Annotated in this window: 20 protein-coding genes and 2 tRNA genes; 7 read left to right on the top strand and 15 right to left on the bottom strand. The window is 72.8% G+C overall.

All coding sequences use genetic code 11. The features are described from left to right. The first annotated feature begins 90 nt into the window (after positions 1–90). Complete coding sequence (locus ABZ910_RS18760; protein ID WP_361366295.1) at positions 91–1308, top strand: M6 family metalloprotease domain-containing protein; 1218 nt, start codon at positions 91–93, stop codon at positions 1306–1308. A 193-nt stretch (positions 1309–1501) separates the two neighbouring features. Here the strand turns inward: ABZ910_RS18760 and ABZ910_RS18755 are convergent. The 7 genes from ABZ910_RS18755 to ABZ910_RS18725 all read right to left on the bottom strand — a co-directional run bounded on the left by ABZ910_RS18755 (position 1502) and on the right by ABZ910_RS18725 (position 7818). Then, a tRNA-Lys gene (locus tag ABZ910_RS18755) sits at positions 1502–1575 on the bottom strand. Next, positions 1566–2189 carry a hypothetical protein gene (locus tag ABZ910_RS18750; RefSeq protein WP_361365924.1) on the bottom strand — a complete coding sequence of 208 codons (624 nt, stop codon included), beginning with the start codon at positions 2187–2189 and terminating at the stop codon, positions 1566–1568. The genes ABZ910_RS18755 and ABZ910_RS18750 overlap by 10 nt, the downstream gene beginning before the upstream one ends. Positions 2190–2337: 148 nt before the next feature. Beyond that, positions 2338–2709 (bottom strand): hypothetical protein, encoded by a 372-nt coding sequence (locus ABZ910_RS18745; protein WP_361365921.1) that lies wholly within the window; start codon positions 2707–2709, stop codon positions 2338–2340. Positions 2710–2827: 118 nt separating this feature from the next. Next, entirely contained in the window at positions 2828–4165 is a 1338-nt protein-coding gene (locus ABZ910_RS18740) for an AAA domain-containing protein (protein WP_361365918.1), read from the bottom strand. Further along, a complete protein-coding gene (locus ABZ910_RS18735) occupies positions 4162–5754 on the bottom strand; it encodes a hypothetical protein (RefSeq protein ID WP_361365915.1) in 1593 nt (530 codons plus the stop codon). The genes ABZ910_RS18740 and ABZ910_RS18735 overlap by 4 nt, the downstream gene beginning before the upstream one ends. Continuing rightward, positions 5745–6926: a hypothetical protein gene (locus ABZ910_RS18730; RefSeq protein ID WP_361365912.1), complete on the bottom strand. Its 1182-nt coding sequence runs from the start codon at positions 6924–6926 to the stop codon at positions 5745–5747. The genes ABZ910_RS18735 and ABZ910_RS18730 overlap by 10 nt, the downstream gene beginning before the upstream one ends. After that, entirely contained in the window at positions 6877–7818 is a 942-nt protein-coding gene (locus ABZ910_RS18725; protein ID WP_361365910.1) for a phosphatase PAP2 family protein, read from the bottom strand. Before ABZ910_RS18725 ends, ABZ910_RS18730 begins: the two co-directional genes overlap by 50 nt. A 272-nt stretch (positions 7819–8090) precedes the next feature. Between ABZ910_RS18725 and ABZ910_RS18720 the strand changes: the two genes are divergently transcribed. Beyond that, entirely contained in the window at positions 8091–8687 is a 597-nt protein-coding gene (locus tag ABZ910_RS18720) for a histidine phosphatase family protein (protein ID WP_361365907.1), read from the top strand. 85 nt (positions 8688–8772) lie between these two features. Here ABZ910_RS18720 and ABZ910_RS18715 read toward each other — a convergent pair whose 3' ends face one another. Then, positions 8773–10230, bottom strand: coding sequence for a hypothetical protein (locus tag ABZ910_RS18715; protein WP_361365904.1), 1458 nt, complete (start codon positions 10228–10230; stop codon positions 8773–8775). 274 nt (positions 10231–10504) lie between these two features. On the opposite strand from ABZ910_RS18715, the gene ABZ910_RS18710 reads away from it, so the two are divergent. After that, complete coding sequence (locus ABZ910_RS18710; RefSeq protein WP_361365901.1) at positions 10505–10891, top strand: hypothetical protein; 387 nt, start codon at positions 10505–10507, stop codon at positions 10889–10891. Between the two features lie 140 nt (positions 10892–11031). Then, positions 11032–11898: a fused MFS/spermidine synthase gene (locus tag ABZ910_RS18705; protein ID WP_361365898.1), complete on the top strand. Its 867-nt coding sequence runs from the start codon at positions 11032–11034 to the stop codon at positions 11896–11898. Positions 11899–11932: 34 nt separating this feature from the next. Here the strand turns inward: ABZ910_RS18705 and ABZ910_RS18700 are convergent, their stop codons facing one another. Further along, complete coding sequence (locus tag ABZ910_RS18700; protein ID WP_361365895.1) at positions 11933–12460, bottom strand: hypothetical protein; 528 nt, start codon at positions 12458–12460, stop codon at positions 11933–11935. 97 nt (positions 12461–12557) lie between these two features. On the opposite strand from ABZ910_RS18700, the gene ABZ910_RS18695 reads away from it, so the two are divergent. Further along, positions 12558–13265: a response regulator transcription factor gene (locus ABZ910_RS18695; RefSeq protein WP_361365892.1), complete on the top strand. Its 708-nt coding sequence runs from the start codon at positions 12558–12560 to the stop codon at positions 13263–13265. Then, positions 13262–14638 (top strand): HAMP domain-containing sensor histidine kinase, encoded by a 1377-nt coding sequence (locus tag ABZ910_RS18690; RefSeq protein WP_361366292.1) that lies wholly within the window; start codon positions 13262–13264, stop codon positions 14636–14638. Before ABZ910_RS18695 ends, ABZ910_RS18690 begins: the two co-directional genes overlap by 4 nt. 128 nt (positions 14639–14766) lie before the next feature. Here ABZ910_RS18690 and ABZ910_RS18685 read toward each other — a convergent pair whose 3' ends face one another. From ABZ910_RS18685 to ABZ910_RS18670, 4 genes are read right to left on the bottom strand one after another with little or no spacing between them, the layout of a single operon-like run. Further along, positions 14767–16194: a GH1 family beta-glucosidase gene (locus ABZ910_RS18685; RefSeq protein ID WP_361365889.1), complete on the bottom strand. Its 1428-nt coding sequence runs from the start codon at positions 16192–16194 to the stop codon at positions 14767–14769. Between the two features lie 60 nt (positions 16195–16254). Next, a complete protein-coding gene (locus tag ABZ910_RS18680; RefSeq protein WP_361365886.1) occupies positions 16255–17139 on the bottom strand; it encodes a carbohydrate ABC transporter permease in 885 nt (294 codons plus the stop codon). Beyond that, on the bottom strand, positions 17126–18160 hold the full coding sequence (locus tag ABZ910_RS18675; RefSeq protein WP_361365883.1) for a sugar ABC transporter permease: 1035 nt from the start codon (positions 18158–18160) through the stop codon (positions 17126–17128). The genes ABZ910_RS18680 and ABZ910_RS18675 overlap by 14 nt, the downstream gene beginning before the upstream one ends. Next, positions 18157–19482, bottom strand: a complete 1326-nt coding sequence (locus ABZ910_RS18670; RefSeq protein ID WP_361365880.1) for an extracellular solute-binding protein — start codon at positions 19480–19482, stop codon at positions 18157–18159. Before ABZ910_RS18670 ends, ABZ910_RS18675 begins: the two co-directional genes overlap by 4 nt. Before the next feature lie 241 nt (positions 19483–19723). On the opposite strand from ABZ910_RS18670, the gene ABZ910_RS18665 reads away from it, so the two are divergent. Continuing rightward, positions 19724–20779, top strand: a complete 1056-nt coding sequence (locus ABZ910_RS18665) for a LacI family DNA-binding transcriptional regulator (protein WP_361365877.1) — start codon at positions 19724–19726, stop codon at positions 20777–20779. A gap of 95 nt (positions 20780–20874) precedes the next feature. Here ABZ910_RS18665 and ABZ910_RS18660 read toward each other — a convergent pair. Both ABZ910_RS18660 and orn read right to left on the bottom strand, forming a co-directional pair. Continuing rightward, positions 20875–20947 (bottom strand) — tRNA-His (locus ABZ910_RS18660). A gap of 125 nt (positions 20948–21072) precedes the next feature. After that, positions 21073–21702, bottom strand: coding sequence for an oligoribonuclease (orn, locus tag ABZ910_RS18655; protein ID WP_361365874.1), 630 nt, complete (start codon positions 21700–21702; stop codon positions 21073–21075). Positions 21703–21882: the final 180 nt, after the last annotated feature.

Here is a 21882-nt window from a genome sequence, read left to right as displayed (position 1 = left end):
CACAGGCTGGGTGCGGTGTCCTGTGTCCCGCCCCGGAGGTCCCTTTTGCCCCGCCCTCGGTTGCGCAGCGCCGCCGCCGTGTTCACCACGATGTCGGCGCTCGCGGCGTCCTCGATCCTGACCGTCCCGTCGGTCGCCGAGCCGTTCTCGGCGGCTCCGTGCGCCCTGCGGCGGACCGAGGCGCACCACTCGGAGGGCCTGGACACCTGGAACCCCGCCTACACGCGCCCGACGCGCACGCTCGATGCCGTGATGGTGTTCCTCTCCTTCCCGGACTCAGTCCCGAACACCAGGCCCGCCGAGCTGGCCGCCGACCACTTCCCGGCCACCAGCCGCTTCTTCGAGCAGGCCTCCTACGGGAGGTTCACGCTGCGCCCGCATCCGCTGAACCACTGGATCCGGATGCCGAGGCCGTCGACGTCGTACGCCATAAAGCGTGACTGGAACGCCGCCCGGCGCAGCACCTATCTGCGGGACGCCTTCTCCGTGGCCGACAAGGACGTCGACTTCTCGCGGTACGACGTCGTCTACTTCGTGGCCGATCCGGACGCGCCCGGTGTGGACTCCGACGCGACGAAGGTCGTCAACCTCGACACCCCGGTGCACGTCGACGGCAAGGACGTCCGCCGGGTGGTCACGGTCTTCGAGAAGCACCCGCCGGACCGGCTCGTCCTGGCGCACGAGACGGGTCACGTCTTCGACCTGCCGGACCTGTACCACCGCCCGGTGGACGGGAAGGGCGACTGGGACACGTACGTCGGAGACTGGGACCTGATGGGCAGCCAGTTCGGGCTGGCTCCCGACCTGTTCGCCTGGCACAAGTGGAAGCTGGGGTGGCTCGATCCGCGCCAGGTGCGGTGCGTACGGGGCACCGGTCCCACGCGGCTGACCCTGGAGCCCCTGGCCGCCGGCGAGGAGCACCGGGGCAAGGGCATCTCCGGTGATCCGTCGTTCGGGCTGGGCGACGGCGTGAAACTGGCCGTCGTGCGCACCGGGGCCGACAGCGCGCTGGCCTTCGAGGCGCGGGGGCCGGCCGGGAACGACCGCGGGGTCTGCCGTCAGGGCGTGCTCGTGTACCGGGTGCGCAGCGGGGCGGAGTCCGGGGGCGGCCCGATCCAGGTCGTGGACGCCCACCCGCACACCGAGGCCTGCTGGGAGGGCTCGGTCAATCCGTCGCTCGCCGACGCACCGGTCGCCCTGGGGGAGACCTTCACGGTGCCGGGCAGCCAGGGCGTGAAGGTGGAGGTGGAGGCACGGGCGGCCTCGGGGGCCTGGACGGTGAAGATCACACCGGGGAGTGCGGTCTGACCTCCCGGCCCACGACCAGAGACCTCAGCCCACGATCACCGGAGCCGCCCACTTTCGGCCAACGACCACCGCCCCGACCTGAAGGGGGGTGTGGGTGGGCGAAGCCCCCCACAACGCGCGGCAAAGCCGCGCAAAAACAGAGATGGCGAGGACGTTTCGCGCATTCCGCGAACATGCCTCGCCATCGTCATCGTGCGCCGCCAGGGACTCGAACCCCGGACCCGCTGATTAAGAGTCAGCTGCTCTAACCAACTGAGCTAGCGGCGCCTGCTGACGTCGTAGACCTTAGCACCCTGATCGGCGGGAGGAAAAATCGATATCCGCACCGTCGCGCGGGCCGCTCGTACCGCCGCCCAGAGCAGGATCTCGGGCCCGGGCAGCCAGGGGTGCCGGGAGTCCGGGGCGACCAGCCAGCGGGATCCGCCATGGTCCGACGGGCAGGACGGGTCGGATTGGTCGGCGTGGTCGGCAGGCTCGCCGAGCTCGTCGTCGTCCGGGTGGTTCAGGGCCGGGACGGTCACCGCGTCGCCGGTGCCGTGGCAGAGGAGCGGCGGCACGTCCTCCGTGCGGCCGCCGGAGCCCCACTCCTCCCACGCCAGCAGCGAGGGGAGGCGCGAGGCCGTGCCCGGCGCGGCGAACAGGAGCATGCGGCCCCGGAACACCGCGACCGGCCCCGATCCCGGACCCTCGCCCCACAACCGGTCCAGCATCCGGCGGCCGAACACCGCCGGAGCGCTCACCACGTCGAAGACGGTGCCGCAGGACAGGACCAAGGGGGCGTCCGGCCGCTCGCCCCAGAACGCGAGGGTGCTGCGCGCATATGTTCCTGCGGAGGCGAGCCAGGCGGCACCGTCGGCGGTGACATTCCGTGTACCGGTCATGGCGGACAGGTCTACCGCTGGTGACGGTTCCCTTTCCGAGGGTTGCGGAAATTCGGGACGGTACCGGGCGGGAGGGAGTATCTTGCCCGCCCGGCATATGCCAGACGGGCAGGAGAGGCAGGTGGGGTGCGGCGGTGCGCGAGGGGCGTCACACGGGGTCGGCGGACCCCCGGCCCTCCGCGGTGGCGGTGCGCATCAGGTCCCGGCCGAACTCCACCATCTTCACGGCGTAGTCCTCGGTCCACTCGGCCCGGTCGGCGATGTCCGCCGGCGTCAGCCGGTCGAAACGGCGCGGGTCGGCCAGCTGGGCCGCCGCGATCGCCTGGAACTCCATGGCCCGGTCGGCGGCCGCGCTGAACGCCTGGGTCAGCTCGGTCGCCCGTGCCAGCACGTCCCGGGGATCGTCCATCGACTCCAGGTCGAAGAAATGCTCAGGGTCCGAGACCGCCTCCACGGGCTCGAAGAGCAGGGACGCGGGGCGTCGCCGCGTTTCGTGCCGACGCGGCGTGGGCTCCGCCATGTCTTCTCCTCCTCGTACGGTTCGACGGCGCCGCCGCTTTCCGGGTGGGCCACCGTCCATTGTCGCGCGCCCGCGCAAGGGGACGTCGGGGTCGTCGGGCCACTCGGCGCAGTGGCGGTCAGGGCCGCAGGCTCACCCGGTGTTCGGCCAGGTGAGCCAGTACCGCGTGGTTCGCCTCCCAGCCGTCCGGGAACTTCACGACCGTGCCCAGCTGGACCGGCTCCGTCGACGGGTAGTCGTCGAGCAGGTCGCTCACGCCCGCGCGGCAGACCACGATGCACGCATGCCGGTGCCGGGAGGCGAGGACGCACAGGCGGCCGGTCTCCAGGTGGAAGGCGGTGGCGTCGGGGCGGCCGGACAGGGGGTGCAGGACCACCGTCACGTCGAACTCCCGGCCCTGCAGCCGGTTCGCCGTGTCCACGGTCACGTCCGCCGCGCCCAGCTCGGCGAGCGCCGCGCGTACCGCCGCCGCCTGGTCGCGGTGGGCGGTGCCGACCGCGATCCGGTCGGCGGTGAGGGGCGCAGGGTCCGGTGACCGCTCCGAGGTCGCCGCGCCGCCCCGGTCCAGCAGGCGCCGTACGACCGTCGCCACCGCGCGGACCGCCTCCGGGTCCGTGCGCGGGGTGTGCCGGGGCGGCAGCTCCAGCAGGCCCCAGCCCGATTCCGCCGCCTCGTCGATCACGCGGTCGGGGGCGGAGCCGTCGGACGGGACCGCGAAGGCGAGACGGCGGTCGCCGTGGTCCGTGCCGCTGCGGAACGGGGTGTACGGGTAGAAGGCGTCCGAGACCAGGGGCGCGGCCGAGGCCGGGAGCCGCCAGGACACCGGCAGGCGGTGCTGGGGCAGGTCGGGGTTGTGCGCGAGCAGCGTCGTCACGGCGGAGGCCGAGGGGTCGTACGACAGGCCCGCCCACTGCTCGCTGCCCACGATCGCGAACGGGTCCAGCTGGCCCGGGTCGCCCACGAACAGCGCCCGCTCGAACAGGCCCGCCACGGCGAGCAGGCTGTCCGAGCGCATCTGGTACGCCTCGTCGACGATGGCGTGCCGCCACGGCTCGTCCACCTTGACGTGCGCCCACTTCGCGGCGGTGGAGAGCATGACCGAGGCCTGGGCCAGGTCCGCCGCCTTCGCCGACTTGCGCACGTTCGGCAGGTCGTCCAGCGCCTTGTCGTACGGGTCGGTGTCGCTGCTGTGCAGACGGGCGACGGGCAGCTCGGGGTTCTTCTCGGCCAGGCGGAGGGCCAGGTCGTCCACCTGCGCGTTGGTCTGCGCGATCACCATCAACGGGCGTCCGGCGTCGGCCAGTTCGAGCGCCGCCCGCACCACGAGCGTGGACTTGCCGGCGCCGGGCGGGGAGTCGACGACCACACCCCGGTGGGTGCCGTGCAGGGTGTCGCGGAGGATGGCGTCGGTGGCCCGGGCGGCCGCGAGAGCGGGGTCGAAGTCCAGGGTCGTCACAGCACGTCCTCCGCGGTCACGGTGTCGGGAGCCTCGGGGGCGGCCTCGCCCGGCGGGCCGCCGTGCGTCCACGGGGTCTCCTCCGGATCGGGCAGCTTCGCCCCGCCGCGCTGGTCGTGCTCGAAGAGGGTGAAGCAGAGCCGGTCGCCCCGCTCGGGCACGGAACCGGCCTCGGGCTCCTTGCCGCGGCCCATCTTGTCGAGAATGCGCAGGACCACCAGGGCACCCTCGTCCTCGTACCCGACGAACTCGGCCGACTGCGGCTTGCCGCCCAGCGAGCGGTACACCCGCGCGCGCTCCCCGAGGTGCGGCCGGTCGTCCGTGCGGACGGTGACCAGCGGGCGCGGGCTGGGGCGCTTGCCCTCGCTGTACGCCATGACGACATCCTCGACCTCGCCCGCGAACGCCTCCCCGGCGAGCCGCCGTCCCGCCATCACCAGCGGGTCGTCGAGCGCCTCCTGGGCCTCCAGGCGGGCCTGTTCACGCTCGCGCGTGGCCAGCTTGTTCGCCGCGGTGACCGCGTCGTCCCGGCGCGGCTGCGGGGGCTCGCCGGCCAGTACCCGGTCGCGGTGGCCGGTGAAGGACCAGCGGTCGCGGGTCCACCGCTCCTCGACGTGCGCGCCGTCGGGCAGCGCACGCAGCAGGTCGATGCCGTGCCAGACCCGCTCCCAGGTGGGCAGCGTACGGCTCAGCACCAGGTCGCGGATCTCCCGTTCGGCAGCGGTGAGTCGACCGAGCCGGTCGTCGGCCGCCGGGCCGTCCTCGGCGGTGGCGAGGGCGGTACGCGCGCGGTCGTAGCGCTCGATGGCGGGGGCCAGCAGTTTGTTGTCGAACGCCGGGTCGGTGGCCGGTCCCGCGGGCGGGCACAGCAGCTGGCCGGCCTCGTCCCGTGCGAGCTCCGCGCGCAGGGCCGCATCGGCGCCCGACTCTCCCTCCGGCGGGGCGATCCAGGCGAGCAGCGCGCCCAGGTGCTGGTCCTCCAGGCTGGACTGGCCGGTGGCCCAGTGCCGGGACAGGAGCTCGGTCATGGCCGGCAGCAGGGAGGAGCCGGGCACCCGGGCACGCTCCCCGAAGTGGGTCAGCCAGCGCCCGAGCAGGGGCACGCGCGGCGGCGCCGGGTACGGGGCCTCCGGGTCCTGCTCGGCGGTGCGGCGGAAGCGCATCGAGCGGCCCAGCAGTCGTACGAAGTCCACGCCCGCGCGGCTCGGCACGATCAACTGGGGTGCGTCCGCGCACAGTTCCACCTCGACCTTGACCCGCTTGCCGGTCTCCGGGTCGGTCTCGGTGCGCTCGGCGGCCTCGACCGAGCCGGCGTACGCGTCGACGTACGGCAGGACGACGTCGGCGAGTTCGGCGAGGAACGCGAAGCGCAGGTCGCGGTCGCGCGGCTGCGGTACGACGAGCAGGCGGGGCGCGTCCCGGTCGGTGCCGACCAGCGCGCCGAGCGGGGCACCGGCCTCACCGGCGGTGGTGAGCGGTACGAACACCAAGGGGTGGTCGGACAGATGGCGGTGCCGGACGGTGGCGGTGGGACGGGCGCGGCCGGTGCTGACGGCTTCGAGCCGGGCGAGGGTGGCGATCAGCGACACGCGGCCATCACCTCCGCGCCCGGTGCCTCCTGGCCCAGCGCCTCCGCGCGCAGGCGTGCCGCCCGGCGCAGGGCGGCCACCGCCGGATCGTCCGGGTCGCCGCTCTCGCCGCGGGCCGCCGACAGGACGGCGTCGACCGTCGTCAGGGCGCCCAGTTCGGCGCGGACCGGGCGGCCGAGCGTGGTCACCGCACCGGCGCCGCGCGCGTGTTGACGGCAGTGGAAGGCCAGTTCGCAGGCGGCCAGGCACTCAGGGGCGTACGTCGCCGGGACCGACTCGACCGCGTCCGTGAGGTCGGCGGCCGGCAGGCCGGGGGCGAAGCACGTGCCCTCGGGGAGGGTGTCGGCGATGTCCTGGATGCGGGTGAGCCGGGTCAACTGGCGTGCGGTGACCGCGCGCTGCTTGCGGACGTCGACGGCGGAGGCGGTGGCGTGGTTGGAGAAGTCCTTCGGGCAGACCAGCAGGACACGGTGGCGCACGCGCGCGGCGGGCGCGTCGTCGGGGGCGTGCCCATCCGGCTCCGCGCCGAGGCGGCGCGCGACGTCCTCCAGGGCCAGCACGTACACCGCGGCCTGGCGGGCGGCCGCGCCCACCTTCGCCGCGTCCGCCGAACCGTCCAGCATCGGGAAGGACTTGATCTCCACGACCGTCCACTTGCCGTCCGGGTGCACCACCACCGCGTCCGGCTCCAGGAAGGCGGGGGAGCCGGCGACCTCCAGAGCCAGCAGCGGGTGGTCGAGCAGCGTCCAGGTGCCGCGCGCCGCGGTCGCCTCGCGCAGCGCCAGCGCCGTACGGGCCGTACGCCCCTCGGGGCCGATCGCGGACAGGTCGGGGACGGCGGCCCGGTGCGGCGGTTCGGCGCCGGGGTCCAGGGCGGTGTGCACCAGGCGCAGCAGCTCCGCGCCGCCGTCGGCCTTGACCCGGGCCTCGAAAGCGTTGCCCCGGGTGAGGGCGAACTGCGACTGCCCGAAGGCGGACGGCGAGCCCAGCGCGCTCGCCAGTGCGGCCTTGTCGACCCCGGCACCGTCGAGGATGGCGCGTCTGCGGCACCCGGGGTTCGCGGCGAGCGCCGCGAGGGCGCGTGCGTCCAGGGCCTTGGCCGGTACGTCGGGACCGCGCAGCTCAGCGAGTTGCTGCCGGAGCCTCGTCCCCCGCATTCGAGGAAGAGACATCCGGCTCGGCTCCTGACCCGAGCCGCGACTCGCGCTGCCGTGGAATTCGCTCACCCGTCGAAGTCTGGCATCCGCCACTGACATTCGGGGAAACCCTGGCGCGAGGGGCCGCCGTGACGGGTGCGGCGAACGCCCTGAAGGCCGCCAATCCCCTTGTCACGTAAGGCGTCAGCAGCAGCCCGGCGCCCATGACGGCCGCGCCCGCGACCGCGTCGAGGAGGTAGTGGTTGGCGGTGCCCATGACCACGATCGCGGTCAGCAGCGGATAGCCGACGCCGAGGATCCTGGCGGCGGGCGTGCGGCCGTGGCGCCACAGCATCACTCCGCACCACAGGGCCCAGCCCACGTGCAGGCTCGGCATCGCGGCGTACTGGTTGGTCATGCCGCCGAGGCCCCGCGGGGCGCTGGCCTCGCCGCCCCACCAGCCGTACGTGCTGTAGCGGGCCATCGTGTCGACGAATCCGTGGCCTGCCGCGAGCAGCCGGGGCGGACAGGTCGGCAGCAGGGTGAAGCCGATCAGGCCGATGAACGTGGACGTCATCAGCCAGGTGCGGGCCGTGCGGTAGGCGGCGGTGTGCCGCCTGAAGAGCCAGACCAGGATCGCGGGGGTCACCAGGTAGTGCAGCGAGGCGTAGCAGAAGTCGGCCGGTATGCCGAGCCAGGACGCGCGCGTGAACAGCCGGTTGAGCGGAAGCTCGGCGTTGAGGTGCAGGACGTTCTCGATGCGCAGGATCGCCAGACCGTGGTCGACGGCGCCGGTGACGTCGCCCCGGGCGAGGAGGCGGCCGGCCGAGTAGCAGGCGTACACGAGCAGGATCAGCGGCAGCTCGGTCCACCAGCGCGGCCGGGTCCGGGGAAACACCCCGGTACCCGGTATCTCGGACTCCGGCATCCGATCGCCCTCCCCCTTCTCCCACGGCGCCCGAAGGGCCCGCCGGGCCACCTCACGGTGGACGCATATCGCCCATCAGGGGCGCTCCAGCCCTCAAAGACGCAGAGATCGCCCCCCGGGTTGCCCGCGCACCGCGTGCGCGATGATGGAGTGGTTCCGCTTCCGATTTCTCGTCTTTCACTTCGTTTTCACTCTCTCTTTGCCCGGCCCGTTCTCCTCTTCGCCCGACCCCTTCTCCCGCACGTCTCTTCTCGCTCTCCCGGAAGGTCCCCATGGCACCGCGCATCCTGCTGGCCCGGCACGGACAGACCGAATGGTCGCTGTCCGGCAAGCACACGGGCAGGACCGATGTGCCACTCCTGGAGGAGGGCCGGCGGGGTGCCAAGCTGCTCGGCGAGCGGCTGCACCGGGCGCCGCTCGACGGGCTGCCCGGGGGCGAGGTGCGCACCAGCCCGCTGGTACGCGCGCGTACGACGTGTGAACTCGCCGGGTTCGGCGAGCGCGCGACGCCCTGGGACGCGCTGCTGGAGTGGGACTACGGCGCGTACGAGGGCATGACCCCGGCCGAGATCCAGGCCGTCCGCCCCGGCTGGCTGATCTGGCGCGACGGCGTCCCCGAGGGCGAGACCCTCGCCGAGGTGACGGCGCGGGCGGACGAGGTGGTGAACTGGGCCCGTGCGGAGGACCGGGACGTGCTGGTCTTCGCCCACGGGCACATCCTGCGCTCCATCGGCGCCCGCTGGCTGGGTCTCCCGCTCGACTTCGCCGCCAGGATCCGCCTCAACCCGACATCGCTGTCGGTCCTGGGCTGGGCGTACGGCGAACCGGCGATCGAGAGCTGGAACGACCTCGGGCATCTGGCCGGTTAGGACCCGCCCCGCGCGCGGGGCGCCCGAACCGCACACCGTGCGCGACCGTCACACCGTGCGCGGCCGTCAGTAGCGTGCGCTGCCCTCACGCCATGCGCGGCGCGCTCGCGTGCCGGTCCAGGAAATCCGAGACACCCGAGGCCCTCCGGTGCGGCAGCAGGACCCGGGCCGTCCCCGCCAGCATCGTCTGGATGCGGGACGACTGGACCTGGTCGAGGAGGTCGAGGACGCGCATCCCTGCTGCCGCCGCCGCGTCGGGCCGGCCCCCGCGCGCGAGGTCGTCGGCGAGCTCGGCGGTGTAGAGGGCGATGTTCCGGGTGAAGTGCGGGTCCTGGAGCTGGGCGGCCCGCCGTGCGTGCCGTGCCGCCCGCGGCCAGTCGCCGAGCGTCGACCAGCACTGCGCCTCCAGGCCCTCCAGCTCGGCCTCGCCGTAGAAGCTCATCCACTCGGGGTCGGCCTCCGAGCGGCCGCGCGCGTAGAGGGCCTGGGCGCGGGCCAGCGCCTGCTCGCAGCCGGTGCGGTCGGCGAGCCCCGCCCAGCCGCCCGCCTCGCGCAGCGCGAGCAGCGACATCAGGCGCGCGGAGCCGAGCGGGCGCCCGACCCGCTGGGCGGCCTGCGCCGCCCGTACCGCCTCGCGCGGGCGCCCGGCGTCGCGCGCGAGGAACGCCGTGTTGCAGAAGGCGTGTGCCTCCAGGGCGGCGTCGCCGGTCATCCGGGCGGTCGCGAGCGCCTCCGCGTAGTGCGAGCGCGCGTCGTCGAAGCGGCCGGAGTCGTGCGCCAGCCAGCCCACCGAGATGGCGAGTTCACCGGCACCCGAGTGCAGCCGGTCGGCGGTCGTCTGCCGGGTCGTGCCGGCGTCCAGCAGCGTGTACGCGGTGCGTAGCGGCGCCGCCGCGCGCCGGTAGAGGCCGTCCGCGCCGTGCCGGTCGTCGAGCAGCCGGATTCTGCGGACGGCCTCCTCGAGGGCGGCCGCCTCCCCGGATCCGGCGCGGCCGAGGGGCCGGTCGGCGGCAGCGGCGTCGATGGTGAGCGCGAAGGGACCCAGTGCGGCGGCCACCGTGGCGCCTCCGCCGGTCATGAATGCGCGACGTAGCACGTCGCTCTCCTCGTGGTTCTGGTGCGTGTCGTACGGATCGTGCGGGTCATGCGGGTCGTGCTTGTCATACGGCTCGAAGGCCGCCGGCGCCTCATGCGTGACGTACGCGGGGCTGATGATGCGCGCGGCGGGCGCCTCCTCGGCCGGGCGCGGCCCGCGTCCGCGGACGGACTCGCGGGGCGCGAAGCCGAGATCGGCGAGCGTGCGACCGGGGAACATATGCAGGAACACCCGTTCGTAGGCGTAGTTCGGGCAGCGGATCTCGCCTGCCTCCACCCGGCCGATGTAGCGCGCGTCACAGCTCACCCGCTCACCGATCTCCCGGGCGGCCCGCCGTACCTGCGCGGCGAACTCGGCCGGTGAACGCCTGCCGCGCAGCTGCCGGAAGGCGAGGTTCGGCCGTAGTGGCCGGTTGGGCTGTGACGCGGTCGCCGTTGACGACGCCATGGCCGGGTCCTCTCGTGCGAACCGTCGAACCATGCCGGACTCAGGGTGAATTGGCTAATTCGGGATGAACTGCCTTTGCGGAACCCTGACCCCGGCGGGCAAGAAGGTACCGGCTGTAGCGGTCCCGCCACGCATTGTTTGGCTACAAATCGGATATCTCATCCACGATCTGCCATGAACTGCCATCCTTTGCGGCTGACTTGTGCCGTAGCCGTTGACGCCGTGCCGCGTTGGACCATGCGGACTGCAAGAAGGCTGCGCGGTGGAGGTCGGCATGGAGACCAGCCAGGGCAACAAACCTTGTACGCCGTCTGCGGAGGCCTGCGACCTCGTGACGGTGTCGACCCGCCAGGGACTGGAGGCGGTCGACATCCTGCGGCGCGGACCCGGGGAGGCCGTGGGGCCCGTCCTGCACGACGACGGCCGCGACACCCTGGGCTTCGTCGTGCCGCCGGGGACCGCTGCCGCATGGGACGTCCCCGGGAGCACCTGCACCGAGACCGACGGCCGGGGCCTGCGCCTGACCCCGGCGCCTCCGGCGGAGGGCTCCGACTGGCTGGTCCCCCCGGGCGAGGCCGACCTCGCCACCGACCCGGCGGTGCTGCGCCGGGCGCTCGGCGAGGCGGCCCGCCTGATCGAGGCGGCGGACAGCTGCCGCTGAGGGGCCCGGGCGCCGGGCGCGAGGATCGCCGCCGTCGAGCCGCCCCGGCGCGGGGCCCCGCCGCCGTCCGGCTTCCCTCGGCCCGGGTCCCCGGCCGCCCCGTCCGGGCGCACGCGCCCGTGGCCTGCGAAAATGGTGGGATGGGCAAGTCCAGGAAGCCGCGGCGCGGGTCCGCCGCCGAAGCCGTCACTCAGGCCGTCGACGGCGGGCTCGCGCAGCTCATCCCGGATCCCGACCGGCACCGGGCCTGGACCCTGCTGATCGACGGGGCCCCGCAGTCGCACGTCGACCTCGACGACCCCGCGTACCTCTCCTTCGAGTACCAGCGGCGGCTCGGGCACGTGGCCGACCTCGTCGCCCCGCCCGGAAAACCCCTGCACGTGGTGCATCTCGGTGGCGGCGCGTTCACCCTCGCCCGGTATGTCGCCGCCACCCGCCCCCGCTCCACCCAGCAGGTCGTCGAGCGGGACGCGGCCCTGGTCCAACTGGTCCGCCGCGAGCTGCCGTTGGATCCTGGCGCCCGCATACGGGTGCGATCGACGGACGCGCGCGCGGGCCTGGCCAAGGTGCCGGACGGCTGGGCCGACCTGATCGTCGCCGACGTGTTCAGCGGCGCCCGTACGCCCGCCCACCTCACCTCGACCGAGTTCCTCGACGAGATCCGCCGGGCCCTGAACCCCACCGGCGTCTACGCCGCCAACCTCGCCGACGGGCCCCCGCTCGCCCACCTGCGCGGCCAGATCGCCACCGCGGCCGCCAGCTTCCCGGAGCTCGCGCTGATCGCCGACCCGGCCGTGCTGCGCGGCAAGCGGTTCGGCAACGCGGTCCTCATCGCCTCCGACCGCCCGCTGCCGGTCGCGGAACTGACCCGCCGGGCCGCCTCCGACCCGCACCCGGCCCGGGTCGAACACGGCAAGCAGCTCACCGACTTCACCGGCGGGGCCGTACCCGTGACGGACGAGGCGGCGGTGGCCTCGCCGGCCCCACCGCCCTCCGTGTTCCGCTGACCTCAGCTTTCCCCCGGCGGTCCGGCGCGCCGCTTCAGTACGTGGTCACGTCCACGTGCGGAGGCCCGTCGTGCCAGGTGCAGAACACCGTCACCCGGTCCGCGCCGCCGGCGAACTCCACCCGGATCCAGGTCTCCGTCCTGAACACCTGCATCGACCAGCCGGTGGCCGGGGTCGCCGAGACCAGCGTCGCGCTCGACTCCCCGAGGTCGAAGACCGCCCGGCCGCCGTCGGTGTCGTAGCCCTTGACCCGGCCGGAGGCCGCGGCGGCGGCCGGGGACGACGGCCGACCGGGGCGCGAGGTCGGCGTGCGCGCGGGAGGCGCCGGTGTGCGGGGCGCGGACGGCCGGTGCGACGCGGGTGCCGAAGAGGCCGGCCGACTTGTCGAAGGCGCCGGCGGCTGCGCTCCCTGCGTGATCGCGCCCGCCGCCGTGATGGGCAGGGCGCGCGGCGGGTCGTACGCCGTTCCCGCCATCACCGTGTGGACGCTCCACCAGGACAGCGCGACGGCCGCGCCCGTGGCGAGCGACCATGCCAGTAGGTGTACGAGTCCTCTGCGCATCGCCGTCATAGTGCCTCACCCGTCCCGCAGTTCACACGGGATCCGAGTTATCCACAGGCCCGGACCGGCGTGCCCCGCATGGCGTACGGTGCGGCGCATGGCAAGTGTGCTCGTGGTCGAGGACGACCAGTTCGTACGCTCGGCGCTCATCCGGCACCTGACCGACGCCTCGCACACCGTACGCAGCGTCGGTACGGCGCTGGAGGCGCTGCGCGAGGTCGCCCACTTCCGTTTCGACGTGGTCGTCCTGGACCTCGGACTGCCCGATCTGGACGGGTCCGAGGCCCTGAAGATGCTGCGCGGCCTCACCGACGTGCCCGTCATCATCGCCACCGCGCGGGACGACGAGACGGAGATCGTCCGGCTGCTGAACGCCGGTGCGGACGACTATCTGACCAAGCCGTTCTCGGTCGATCACCTGTCGGCCCGTATCACCGCGGTCCTGCGCCGCTCCCGCGTGGCCGCGGGCGACGCCCCGGCCTCGCCCGTGTTCCGCGTGGGCGGACTGACCGTCGACCCGCTGCGCCGCCAGGCCGAACTGGACGGCGTACGCCTCGACCTCACCCGCCGCGAGTTCGACCTGCTCGCCTTTCTGGCCGGGCGGCCCGGCGTCGTCGTCCCGCGCAGGGAACTGCTCGCCGAGGTCTGGCAGCAGGCGTACGGCGACGACCAGACCATCGACGTCCATCTGTCCTGGCTGCGCCGGAAGTTGGGGGAGACCGCCGCCCGGCCGCGCTATCTGCACACCCTGCGGGGCGTGGGCGTGAAGCTGGAGCCACCCGGGGGAGCGGAGCCGTGGCGATGAGATGGGCCCTGGTCAAGGTCTGCCTGGCGGTCACCACGATGGTCGTGATCGCCTTCGCGGTGCCGCTCGGGATGGTCATCAAGGAGATGGCCCGCGACCGCGCCTTCTCCAACGCGGAGCGCCAGGCCGCGGCCCTCGCCCCCGCGCTGTCCATCACCACCGACCGCGACAAGCTGGCGCGGGTGGTGGCCGCCGCGGGCTCCGACTCGGACATGGCGGTGCACATACCGGCGTCCCGCGGCCGGGCGGCGCTCGACATCGGACGGCAGCGCGCCACCGACCGCGACATCGCGACCGTGCGCGGGATGGGCCGCGCCTCCACCGCGGAGGTCCCCGGCGGCTCGACGCTGCTCCAGCCGGTCGCGCTCGGCTCGGGCGCGATCGCGGTCGTCGAGGTGTACGTCCCGGAGGCCGAGGTCGGCAACGGCGTCGGCACGGCCTGGGCGGTCCTCGCCGGGGTCGGCGTCGCGCTGGTCGTCGGCTCGGTCGCGGTCGCCGACCGGCTCGGCGTCCGAATGGTGCGGCCCGCCCAGCGGCTGGTCGAGGGCGCGCACGAACTGGGGGAGGGCAGGCTCGGGGCGCGGGTGCCCGAGGAGGGGCCGAACGAACTGCGACTGGCCGCGATAGCGTTCAACTCCATGGCGGACCAGGTCGTCCAACTCCTGGCGAACGAACGGGAGCTGGCGGCGGACCTGTCCCACCGCCTGCGCACCCCGCTGACCGTGCTCCGCCTGAACACGGCGTCGCTCGGCGAGGGGCCCGCCGCCGAGCAGACCCGGGCCGCGGTCGCCCAGTTGGAGCGCGAGGTCGACACGATCATCCGCACCGCGCGGGAGGCCAAGCCGCAGACCGCGGCCCAGGGTCCCGGCGCCGGATGCGACGTGGCCGAAGTCGTCCGGGAGCGCATGGGGTTCTGGTCCGCGCTCGCGGAGGACGAGGGCCGCAAGTGGCGGGTGGCCGGGGCGGACCGCCCGGTGCGCATACCCGTGGCCCGCGCCGACCTGGCCGCCACGCTCGACGCCCTGCTCGGCAACGTCTTCCGGCACACCGCCGAGGGCACGGCCTTCGCGGTCGACGTGCACAACGCGGAGGACGCGGTGATCGTGCTGGTCTCGGACGCCGGCCCCGGCATACCCGACCCGGACACGGCGATGGCCCGCGGCCGCGGCTCCGGCAGCGACGGCTCGACCGGCCTCGGGCTGGACATCGTGCGCCGGCTCGCGGAGTCGACGGGAGGCGACGTGCGGATCGGCTCGTCGGTGCTGGGCGGCACCGAGGTGCGCCTGTGGATCCAGCTGGACCGCCGGGAGCCCGTGCGCAAGGGGCACCGCGGCGCGGTCCGGTGGCGGCGCGGGCGGTTGGCCGCGAGCTGACCCCGACGCCGTGGCGACCTCGATCGGTCTCTCCCCCGCGCACCGGCGCAGGATCACTGGCAGCGACAAGGCGATAGCCTTCTCGAAGACGTTCGGCACCTTCGGCTGACCCGCAGCGGCCTCCCCTGCTACCGCCCCGTGACCGGAGGAAGCGCCCCCGACCGTGCTGCCTCCGCGTACCACCGTGCGCTCGACTTCGGTGTCCGTTCCTGGGTCGCGTAGTCGACGTACACCGCGCCGAAGCGCTTGCCGTAGCCGTACGCCCACTCGAAGTTGTCCAGCAGCGACCACAGGTAGTAGCCGCGCACGTCGGCGCCGTCGGTGAGGGCCCTGCGGACCGCCGACAGATGGCCGTGCAGGTAGGCGATGCGGTCCGGGTCGTGCACGTGGCCGTCCGGGTCCGGCTTGTCGTCGTACGCCGCGCCGTTCTCGGTCACGTACAGCGGCAGGCCCGGCGCCTGTCGCGTGTAGCGCATCAGCAGCTCGTGCAGGCCCGTCGGGTCGACCGTCCAGCCCATCTCCGTGCGCTCGCCGGGCGTCTGGTGGAAGGCCACGTCCGCCGCGCCCGGCCAGGGGGAGTGGGCGCTCGCCCCGTGACCGTCCGCCCGCGGCGCGGTCGTGTCCGCGCCCGCCGCCGAAACCAGCGTCGGCGTGTAGTAGTTGAGGCCCAGCGCGTCCAGCGGCTGGTTCACCGCCCTGAGGTCGCCGTCGCGGACGTACGACCAGTCGGTGACCGACGACGTCGCCGCGAGCAGTGTCTGCGGGTACGTGCCGTGCAGCATCGGACCGTGGAAGACGCCGTTGGCCAGGTCGTCGATGCGTGCGGCCGCCGCCAGGTCGGCGGGATCGGACGACACCGCGCGCACCACCGCCGAGTTGAGGCTCACCGCGACCGTGTTGCGGGCCGGCATCACCGAGCGGAGGGCCGATGTGCCCAGCCCGTGCGCCAGGTTCAGGTGGTGCGCGGCCCGCAGGGAGGCCTCCGGTTCGGTGCGCCCCGGCGCGTGCACACCGGAGCCGTAGCCCAGGAACGCGCTGCACCACGGCTCGTTGAGCGTGATCCACTGCTCCACCCGGTCGCCCAGCGCCTCGCCCACGATCCGCGCGTACTCCGCGAAGCGCAGCGCCGTGTCGCGCTCGGGCCAGCCACCCGCGTCCTCGAGCTCCTGCGGCAGGTCCCAGTGGTAGAGGGTGATCGCCGGCCTGATGCCGTGCTCCAGCAGTTCGTCCACCAGGCGGCGGTAGAAGTCCAGGCCCACCTGCACGGCCGGGCCCCGGCCGGTGGGCTGCACGCGCGGCCAGGAGACCGAGAACCGGTAGGCGTTCAGGCCCAGCTCCGCCATCAGCGCCACGTCCTCGCGGTAGCGGTGGTAGTGGTCGACGGCGATGTCACCGGTGTCGCCGCCGGCCGTCCTGCCCGGCGTACGGCTGAAGGTGTCCCAGATCGACGGGGTGCGGCCGCCCTCTCGCACCGCCCCCTCGATCTGGTACGCGGAGGTCGCGGCGCCCCAGAGGAAGGCGGGCGGAAAGGTCACGGACGTCACGGGCTCAGGCATGGAAGCGCTCCCAGGGGAGGTCGACGGTGAGGGAGTGAGGGGAGTGGCTCAGTTCTTGGCTCAGCCCTTGATCGCGCCCTGCATGATCCCGCCCACGATCTGCTTGCCGAACAGGAGGAAGGCGACGAGCAGCGGCAGCGTGCCGAGCAGCGCACCCGCCATGATCACCGCCTGGTCGGGTACGTAGCCGGTGCCGAGCGAGTTGAGCGCGACCTGCACGGTCGGGTTCTGCTGATTGAGGGCGATGATCGGCCACAGGAAGTCGTTCCAGGCGAACACGAAGGTCAGCAGGCCGAGCACCGCCATCGCGGGCCGCGCCGCCGGGAACACCACGTGCCACACGGTCCGCAGACTGCCCGCCCCGTCCACCCGGGCCGCCTCGACGAGTTCGCTCGGCAGCGCCCGCACCAGGTACTGGCGCATGAAGAACGTGCCGAACGCGGTCGCCAGGCTCGGCAGGATCACCGTCTGCAGCTCGTTCGACCAGCCCAGGTCCGACATCCACAAGTACAGCGGTACGACGGCCAGTTGCGGCGGGATCATCATCGTGCCGATGGTCAGCAGCAGGAGGAGACCGGAGAACCGGAACCGCAGCTTGGCGAAGGCGAACCCGGCCAGCGTGGAGAACAGCACCGTACTGACCGTGATCGTGCCCGCCACGAACACGGAGTTGAACAGGGCGGTGCCGAGACCGGCCTGGTCCCACGCGGACTGCATGTTCCTGAACAGGTTTCCGCCGAACCACAGCGGCGGCGGGGTCTGCGCGAGTCGCCGGTCGGTACGGGAGGCCGCCACCGCCGTCCACACCAGCGGCGCCAGCGACAGGAGCGCGAAGACCGTCAGGACGGCGTACGTCACGGGCCCCGCGTGCAACTGTCTGCCCGCGCCCCTCGCCCTGGGGCGCCTCACCTGGGGCTGCGGAAACGTCAGTTCACCGGTCGTCATGGGACTTCCTCAGCCGTCGGGTGAGCAGCAGGTTGATCACGGCCACGATCAGCAGGATCAGGAACATCGACCAGGCGATGGCGGAGGCCTTGCCGAGGTTGCCGATGATCCAGCCCTGGTCGTACATGTACAGGCCGAGCGTCTGGTACTGGTGCTCGGAGCCGCCCTTGGAGCCGCTGACCCCGCCGAACAGCAGCGGCTCACCGAAGAGCTGGGTGGCGCCGATGGTGGAGACGACGACGGTGAACAGGATCGTCGGACGCAGCTGCGGGACCGTCACATGGCGGAACTGCTGCCAGCGGTTCGCGCCGTCGATTGCCGCCGACTCGTACAGATCGGCCGGGATCGCCTGCATCGCGGCCAGATAGATCAGCGCGTTGTAGCCGGTCCACCGCCAGATCACGATGGACGACACCGCGAACTGCGAACCCCAGTCCGCCTCACGCCAGTTGACCGGGCCGACCCCGGCGAAGTGCAGCAGCCAGTTCACCAGGCCGCCGTCCCAGGAGTACAGCAGCGTGAAGACGAGGGTCGCGGCCGCGACCGAGGTGGCGTACGGGGTGAGCATCACGACCCGCCAGGCGGTCGAGCCGCGCAGCCGGAAGTTCAGCAGGTGCGCCAGCCAGATCGCCGCCATCAGCTGGGGCACGGTCGAGATCAGGCCGATGGTGAACGTGTTTTGCAGGGCGTTCCAGAAGAAGTCCGAGGACAGCAGGTTGCGGTAGTGGCCCAGGCCCGCCCAGGCCTGGTGGTCCAGCGCGGACAGCTGCACGTCGTGCAGCGAGTACCAGGCCGTGTACAGCAGTGGAACCAGCGAGAAGGCCCCGAACAGGAGGAAGAAGGGGGCGATGAAGACGTACGGCGTCGCCTTCGTGTCCCAGCGGTACAGCCGGCTGCGCCAGGAGTCGGCGCCCGCCGGCCCACCGCGACCGTGTGCGGCCCGGACCGCGCCCGGCGGGGTGCCGGGCGCGGCCTCGGCGCTCGGCACGGAGTGCGCGAGAGCCTCTTTTGAGCTGCTCACTGGCCGAGCACGTCCTTGATCTCCTTGGACGCCGCGTCCCAGCCCTGCGCCGGGGACTTGCCCTTCTGCTCGACCTGGAGGATGCCGATGTCGCTGATCGCGTTGTCGATCGGCTTGTCCTTGGGGCCGAGGGGCTGCGCGGGGATGGTCTTCGCCGAGTCGGAGAAGATCTGGGTGAGCGGCGCGTCGGAGAAGTACGCGGTGGTGTCGGCCTGCGGCTTCAGGTTCGTGTACGCCGACGGGGCGGACGGGAAGCTGGCCTGCTTGGCGAAGACCTTCGCCTGCTGCTCGGGCGCGGTCAGCCACTTGGCCAGCGCGACGGCCTCCTTCCGGTGCTTGGTCGCGGTCGGCACACCGAGGAAGGAACCACCCCAGTTGGACGCCGCCGGCGCCGCCGCCACGTCCCACTTGCCCTTGCCGGAGTCACCGGACTTCTGCTCGATGTAGCCGATCATCCAGGCCGGGCAGGCAAGGGAGGCGAAGGTGCCGTTGGCGAAGCCTTGATCCCAGGTCGGATCGAACTGCTTCAGCTTCGCCGACATGTTGCTGCTCGCGACGCTCATGGCGGCGTCCCAGGCCTTCTTCACACCCTCGGACCTGTCCCAGACGACGTTGCCGCCCTTGTCGTAGTACCGCTCGCTCGCGCCGCCCACCGCCGCGTTGTAGACGGAGGAGGCCGAGTCCACGAACTTGGTGCCCTTCGGCGCCTTCTTCATGTATTGCTTGCCGACGTCGACGTACTTGGCCCAGTCGCCCTTCCAGCGCGCGGCGAGCTCGGTCCGGTCGGTGGGCAGCCCGGCCTTGCGGAACAGGTCCTTGCGGTAGCAGATCGCCATCGGCCCGATGTCGGTCCCGAGCCCGATCGTCCTGCCGTCCTTGGTGGTGGCCTGCGCCAGCTTCCAGTCCAGCCACTGGGACTTGTCGACCTCCTTGCCGAGGTCCACGAACTTGTCGGCCTGCGTCTGCACGGCCTCGGTGATGTTGCCGACCTCGATCGCCTGGATGTCGTCGGTGCCGGAACCGGCCTGGAGGCGCGTGAGGACCTTCGGCCAGTAGACGTCGGTCCGTGTGGTGACGTTCTCCTTGATGCTGATGTCGGGGTGGAGCTTCATGTACGCGTCGTAGAGACCGGCCTGCTTGTAGCCGAAGACGCCGAAGGTCCCGATGGTCAGCGTGGTCCTGCCGTGGCCCGTGCCGCCGCCGTTCGCGTCCGACGAGCCGTCGTCCGCGTCCTTGGCGCAGCCGGCCAGCACTCCCGTGGTCAGTGCGGCGACGGCCGCGAGGGCCACCAGCCGGCGGGACCGGCGGGTACTCGTGCGCATTGCGTCCTCCTGTTGCCTGACGTGCCGTGCGGGATGTGTAGGTGTCAGGTACCTTGGGAGCGCTCCCACTTGTGATGTGTTGAAGAGTCGCCGGTCGGCCCGGGGGTGTCAAGGGACCGGACAGCGGCAACCGCCTTCAGTGGTCGGATCGTTGACGGACCCGTCCGAGCCCGCCGCCCCGGCGAATGGCACTGTTACATTCCAGGTCGGCCGGATGATCGTGTCGAGGGAGGCGGAACCCATGGCAAGCCAGGGAACGCGGGGCCGCAGCGGCCGCCGGCCCACGCTGGAGGAGGTCGCCGCCCGGGCCGGTGTGGGCCGGGGCACCGTCTCGCGGGTGATCAACGGCTCGCCCCGCGTCAGCGACGCCACCCGCGCGGCCGTCGAGGCGGCGGTGGCGGAACTCGGCTACGTCCCCAACACCGCGGCCCGCGCCCTGGCCGCCAACCGCACGGACGCCATCGCCCTCGTCGTCCCCGAGCCGGAGACCCGGTTCTTCGCCGAGCCGTACTTCTCGGACATCCTGCGCGGCGTCGGCGCCGAACTGGCCGACACCGAGATGCAGTTGCTGCTGACCTTCGCGGGCAGCGACCGTGAACGCCGGCGCCTCGCCGAGTACCTGGCCGCGCACCGCGTCGACGGCGTCCTCCTGGTGTCCGTGCACGCGGACGACCCGCTGCCCGACCTGCTGGCCCAGCTGGAGATCCCGGCGGTGATCAGCGGCCCGCGCTCGGCGGCGGAGGCCCTCACCTCGGTGGACTCCGACAACTACGGCGGTGCCCGCGCGGCCGTCGGGCACCTGCTCACCCGCGGACGGCGCAGGATCGCCCACATCACGGGCCGCCCGGATGTGTACGGCGCCCAGCGGCGCGTCGACGGCTACCGCGACGCCCTGCGCGACGCGGGCCGCCCGGTGGACGAACTCCTCGTCGAACCCGGTGACTTCACCGAGGAGGGCGGCCGTCGCGCGATGGCGGCACTTCTCGGCCGGGCCCCGGACCTGGACGCGGTCTTCGCCGGCTCGGACGTCACCGCGGCCGGCGCCCGCCAGGTGCTGCGCGAGGCGGGCCGCCGTATCCCCGAGGACGTGGCCCTGGTCGGCTACGACGACTCGGCCATCGCCCGTCACCTGCACCCGCCCCTCACCAGCGTCCGCCAGCCGATCGAGGAGATGGGCCGCACGATGCTCGGCCTGCTGCTGACCGAGATCGCCGACCGCCGCCCGGCCGCGTCCCGGGACCTGGAACGCCGGCATGTGGTGCTGCCCACGGAACTGGTGGTGCGGGCGTCGTCGTGACCCGTGCCGCGCAGGGGACACGCGGGGAAACGCGCGGGGGAAAACGAATCAGCCGGTGCCCCGTCTTTCGACGGAGTCACCGGCTGATCACTCAGGGTGAGTGACGGGACTCGAACCCGCGGCATCCTGGACCACAACCAGGTGCTCTACCAGCTGAGCTACACCCACCATGACCGGCGGTTGGACTCTTCGGTTTCCCCGACCGGCCGAGAAAAAGTGTACAGGGTCCGAAGGGGTGCTCGCGCACGGCTTTCGCGGCGGCCCCTTCCGGACCCCGTGGACGCCTACGGCGCCTACTGCGCGCTCGGCGCGGACGGTGCGGACGGCGCGGGCAGGACGTGCTTGGCGGCGATCGCCTTGGCCGTGTCGGAGTCCGGGCCGGGCTGCGGCACGAAGACGGCCTCGCGGTAGTACCTCAGCTCGGCGATCGACTCACGGATGTCGGCGAGGGCGCGATGGTTGCCGTTCTTCTCCGGGCTGTTGAAGTACGCCCGCGGGTACCAGCGGCGGGCGAGCTCCTTGATGCTGGAGACGTCCACGATCCGGTAGTGCAGGAACTCCTCGACCTTCGGCATGTCCCGCAGCAGGAAGCCGCGGTCGGTGCCGACGGAGTTGCCGCACAGGGGGGCCTTGCCGGGTTCCTTCACGTGCTCGCGCACATACGCCAGGACCTGCTCCTCCGCGTCGGCCAGCGTCGTGCCGCCGGCCAGCTCGTCGAGCAGACCGGACGTGGTGTGCATCTGGCGCACCACCTCCGGCATCGTCTCCAGCGCCGAGTCCGGAGGGCGGATGACGATGTCCACCCCCTCGCCGAGTACGTTCAGCTCGGAGTCGGTGACCAGCGCGGCCACCTCGATGAGCGCGTCGTTCGACAGCGAGAGGCCGGTCATCTCGCAGTCGATCCACACCATGCGATCGTTCATATGTCTAACCTTACGGCCCGTTCCCCGCTCCGGGGCCGGTCGTGCGCGGGTTGCCGCGGGTGGGGTCCGGGGCGGGGCCCCCGCCCCCCCGCAACCCCCAGGACCCCGCCCGCGACTGGGCCCCGCACCCCGGCCCCCTGCACCGGCTCCCCGGACCCGACCGCCTCCCCCCGCTAGGCA

The organism is Streptomyces sp. NPDC046805 (genome assembly GCF_040645355.1).
Lineage (GTDB): Bacteria > Actinomycetota > Actinomycetes > Streptomycetales > Streptomycetaceae > Streptomyces.
Note: the sequence above shows the minus strand (reverse complement) of the source record. Positions and strands in the feature narration are given on the sequence as shown.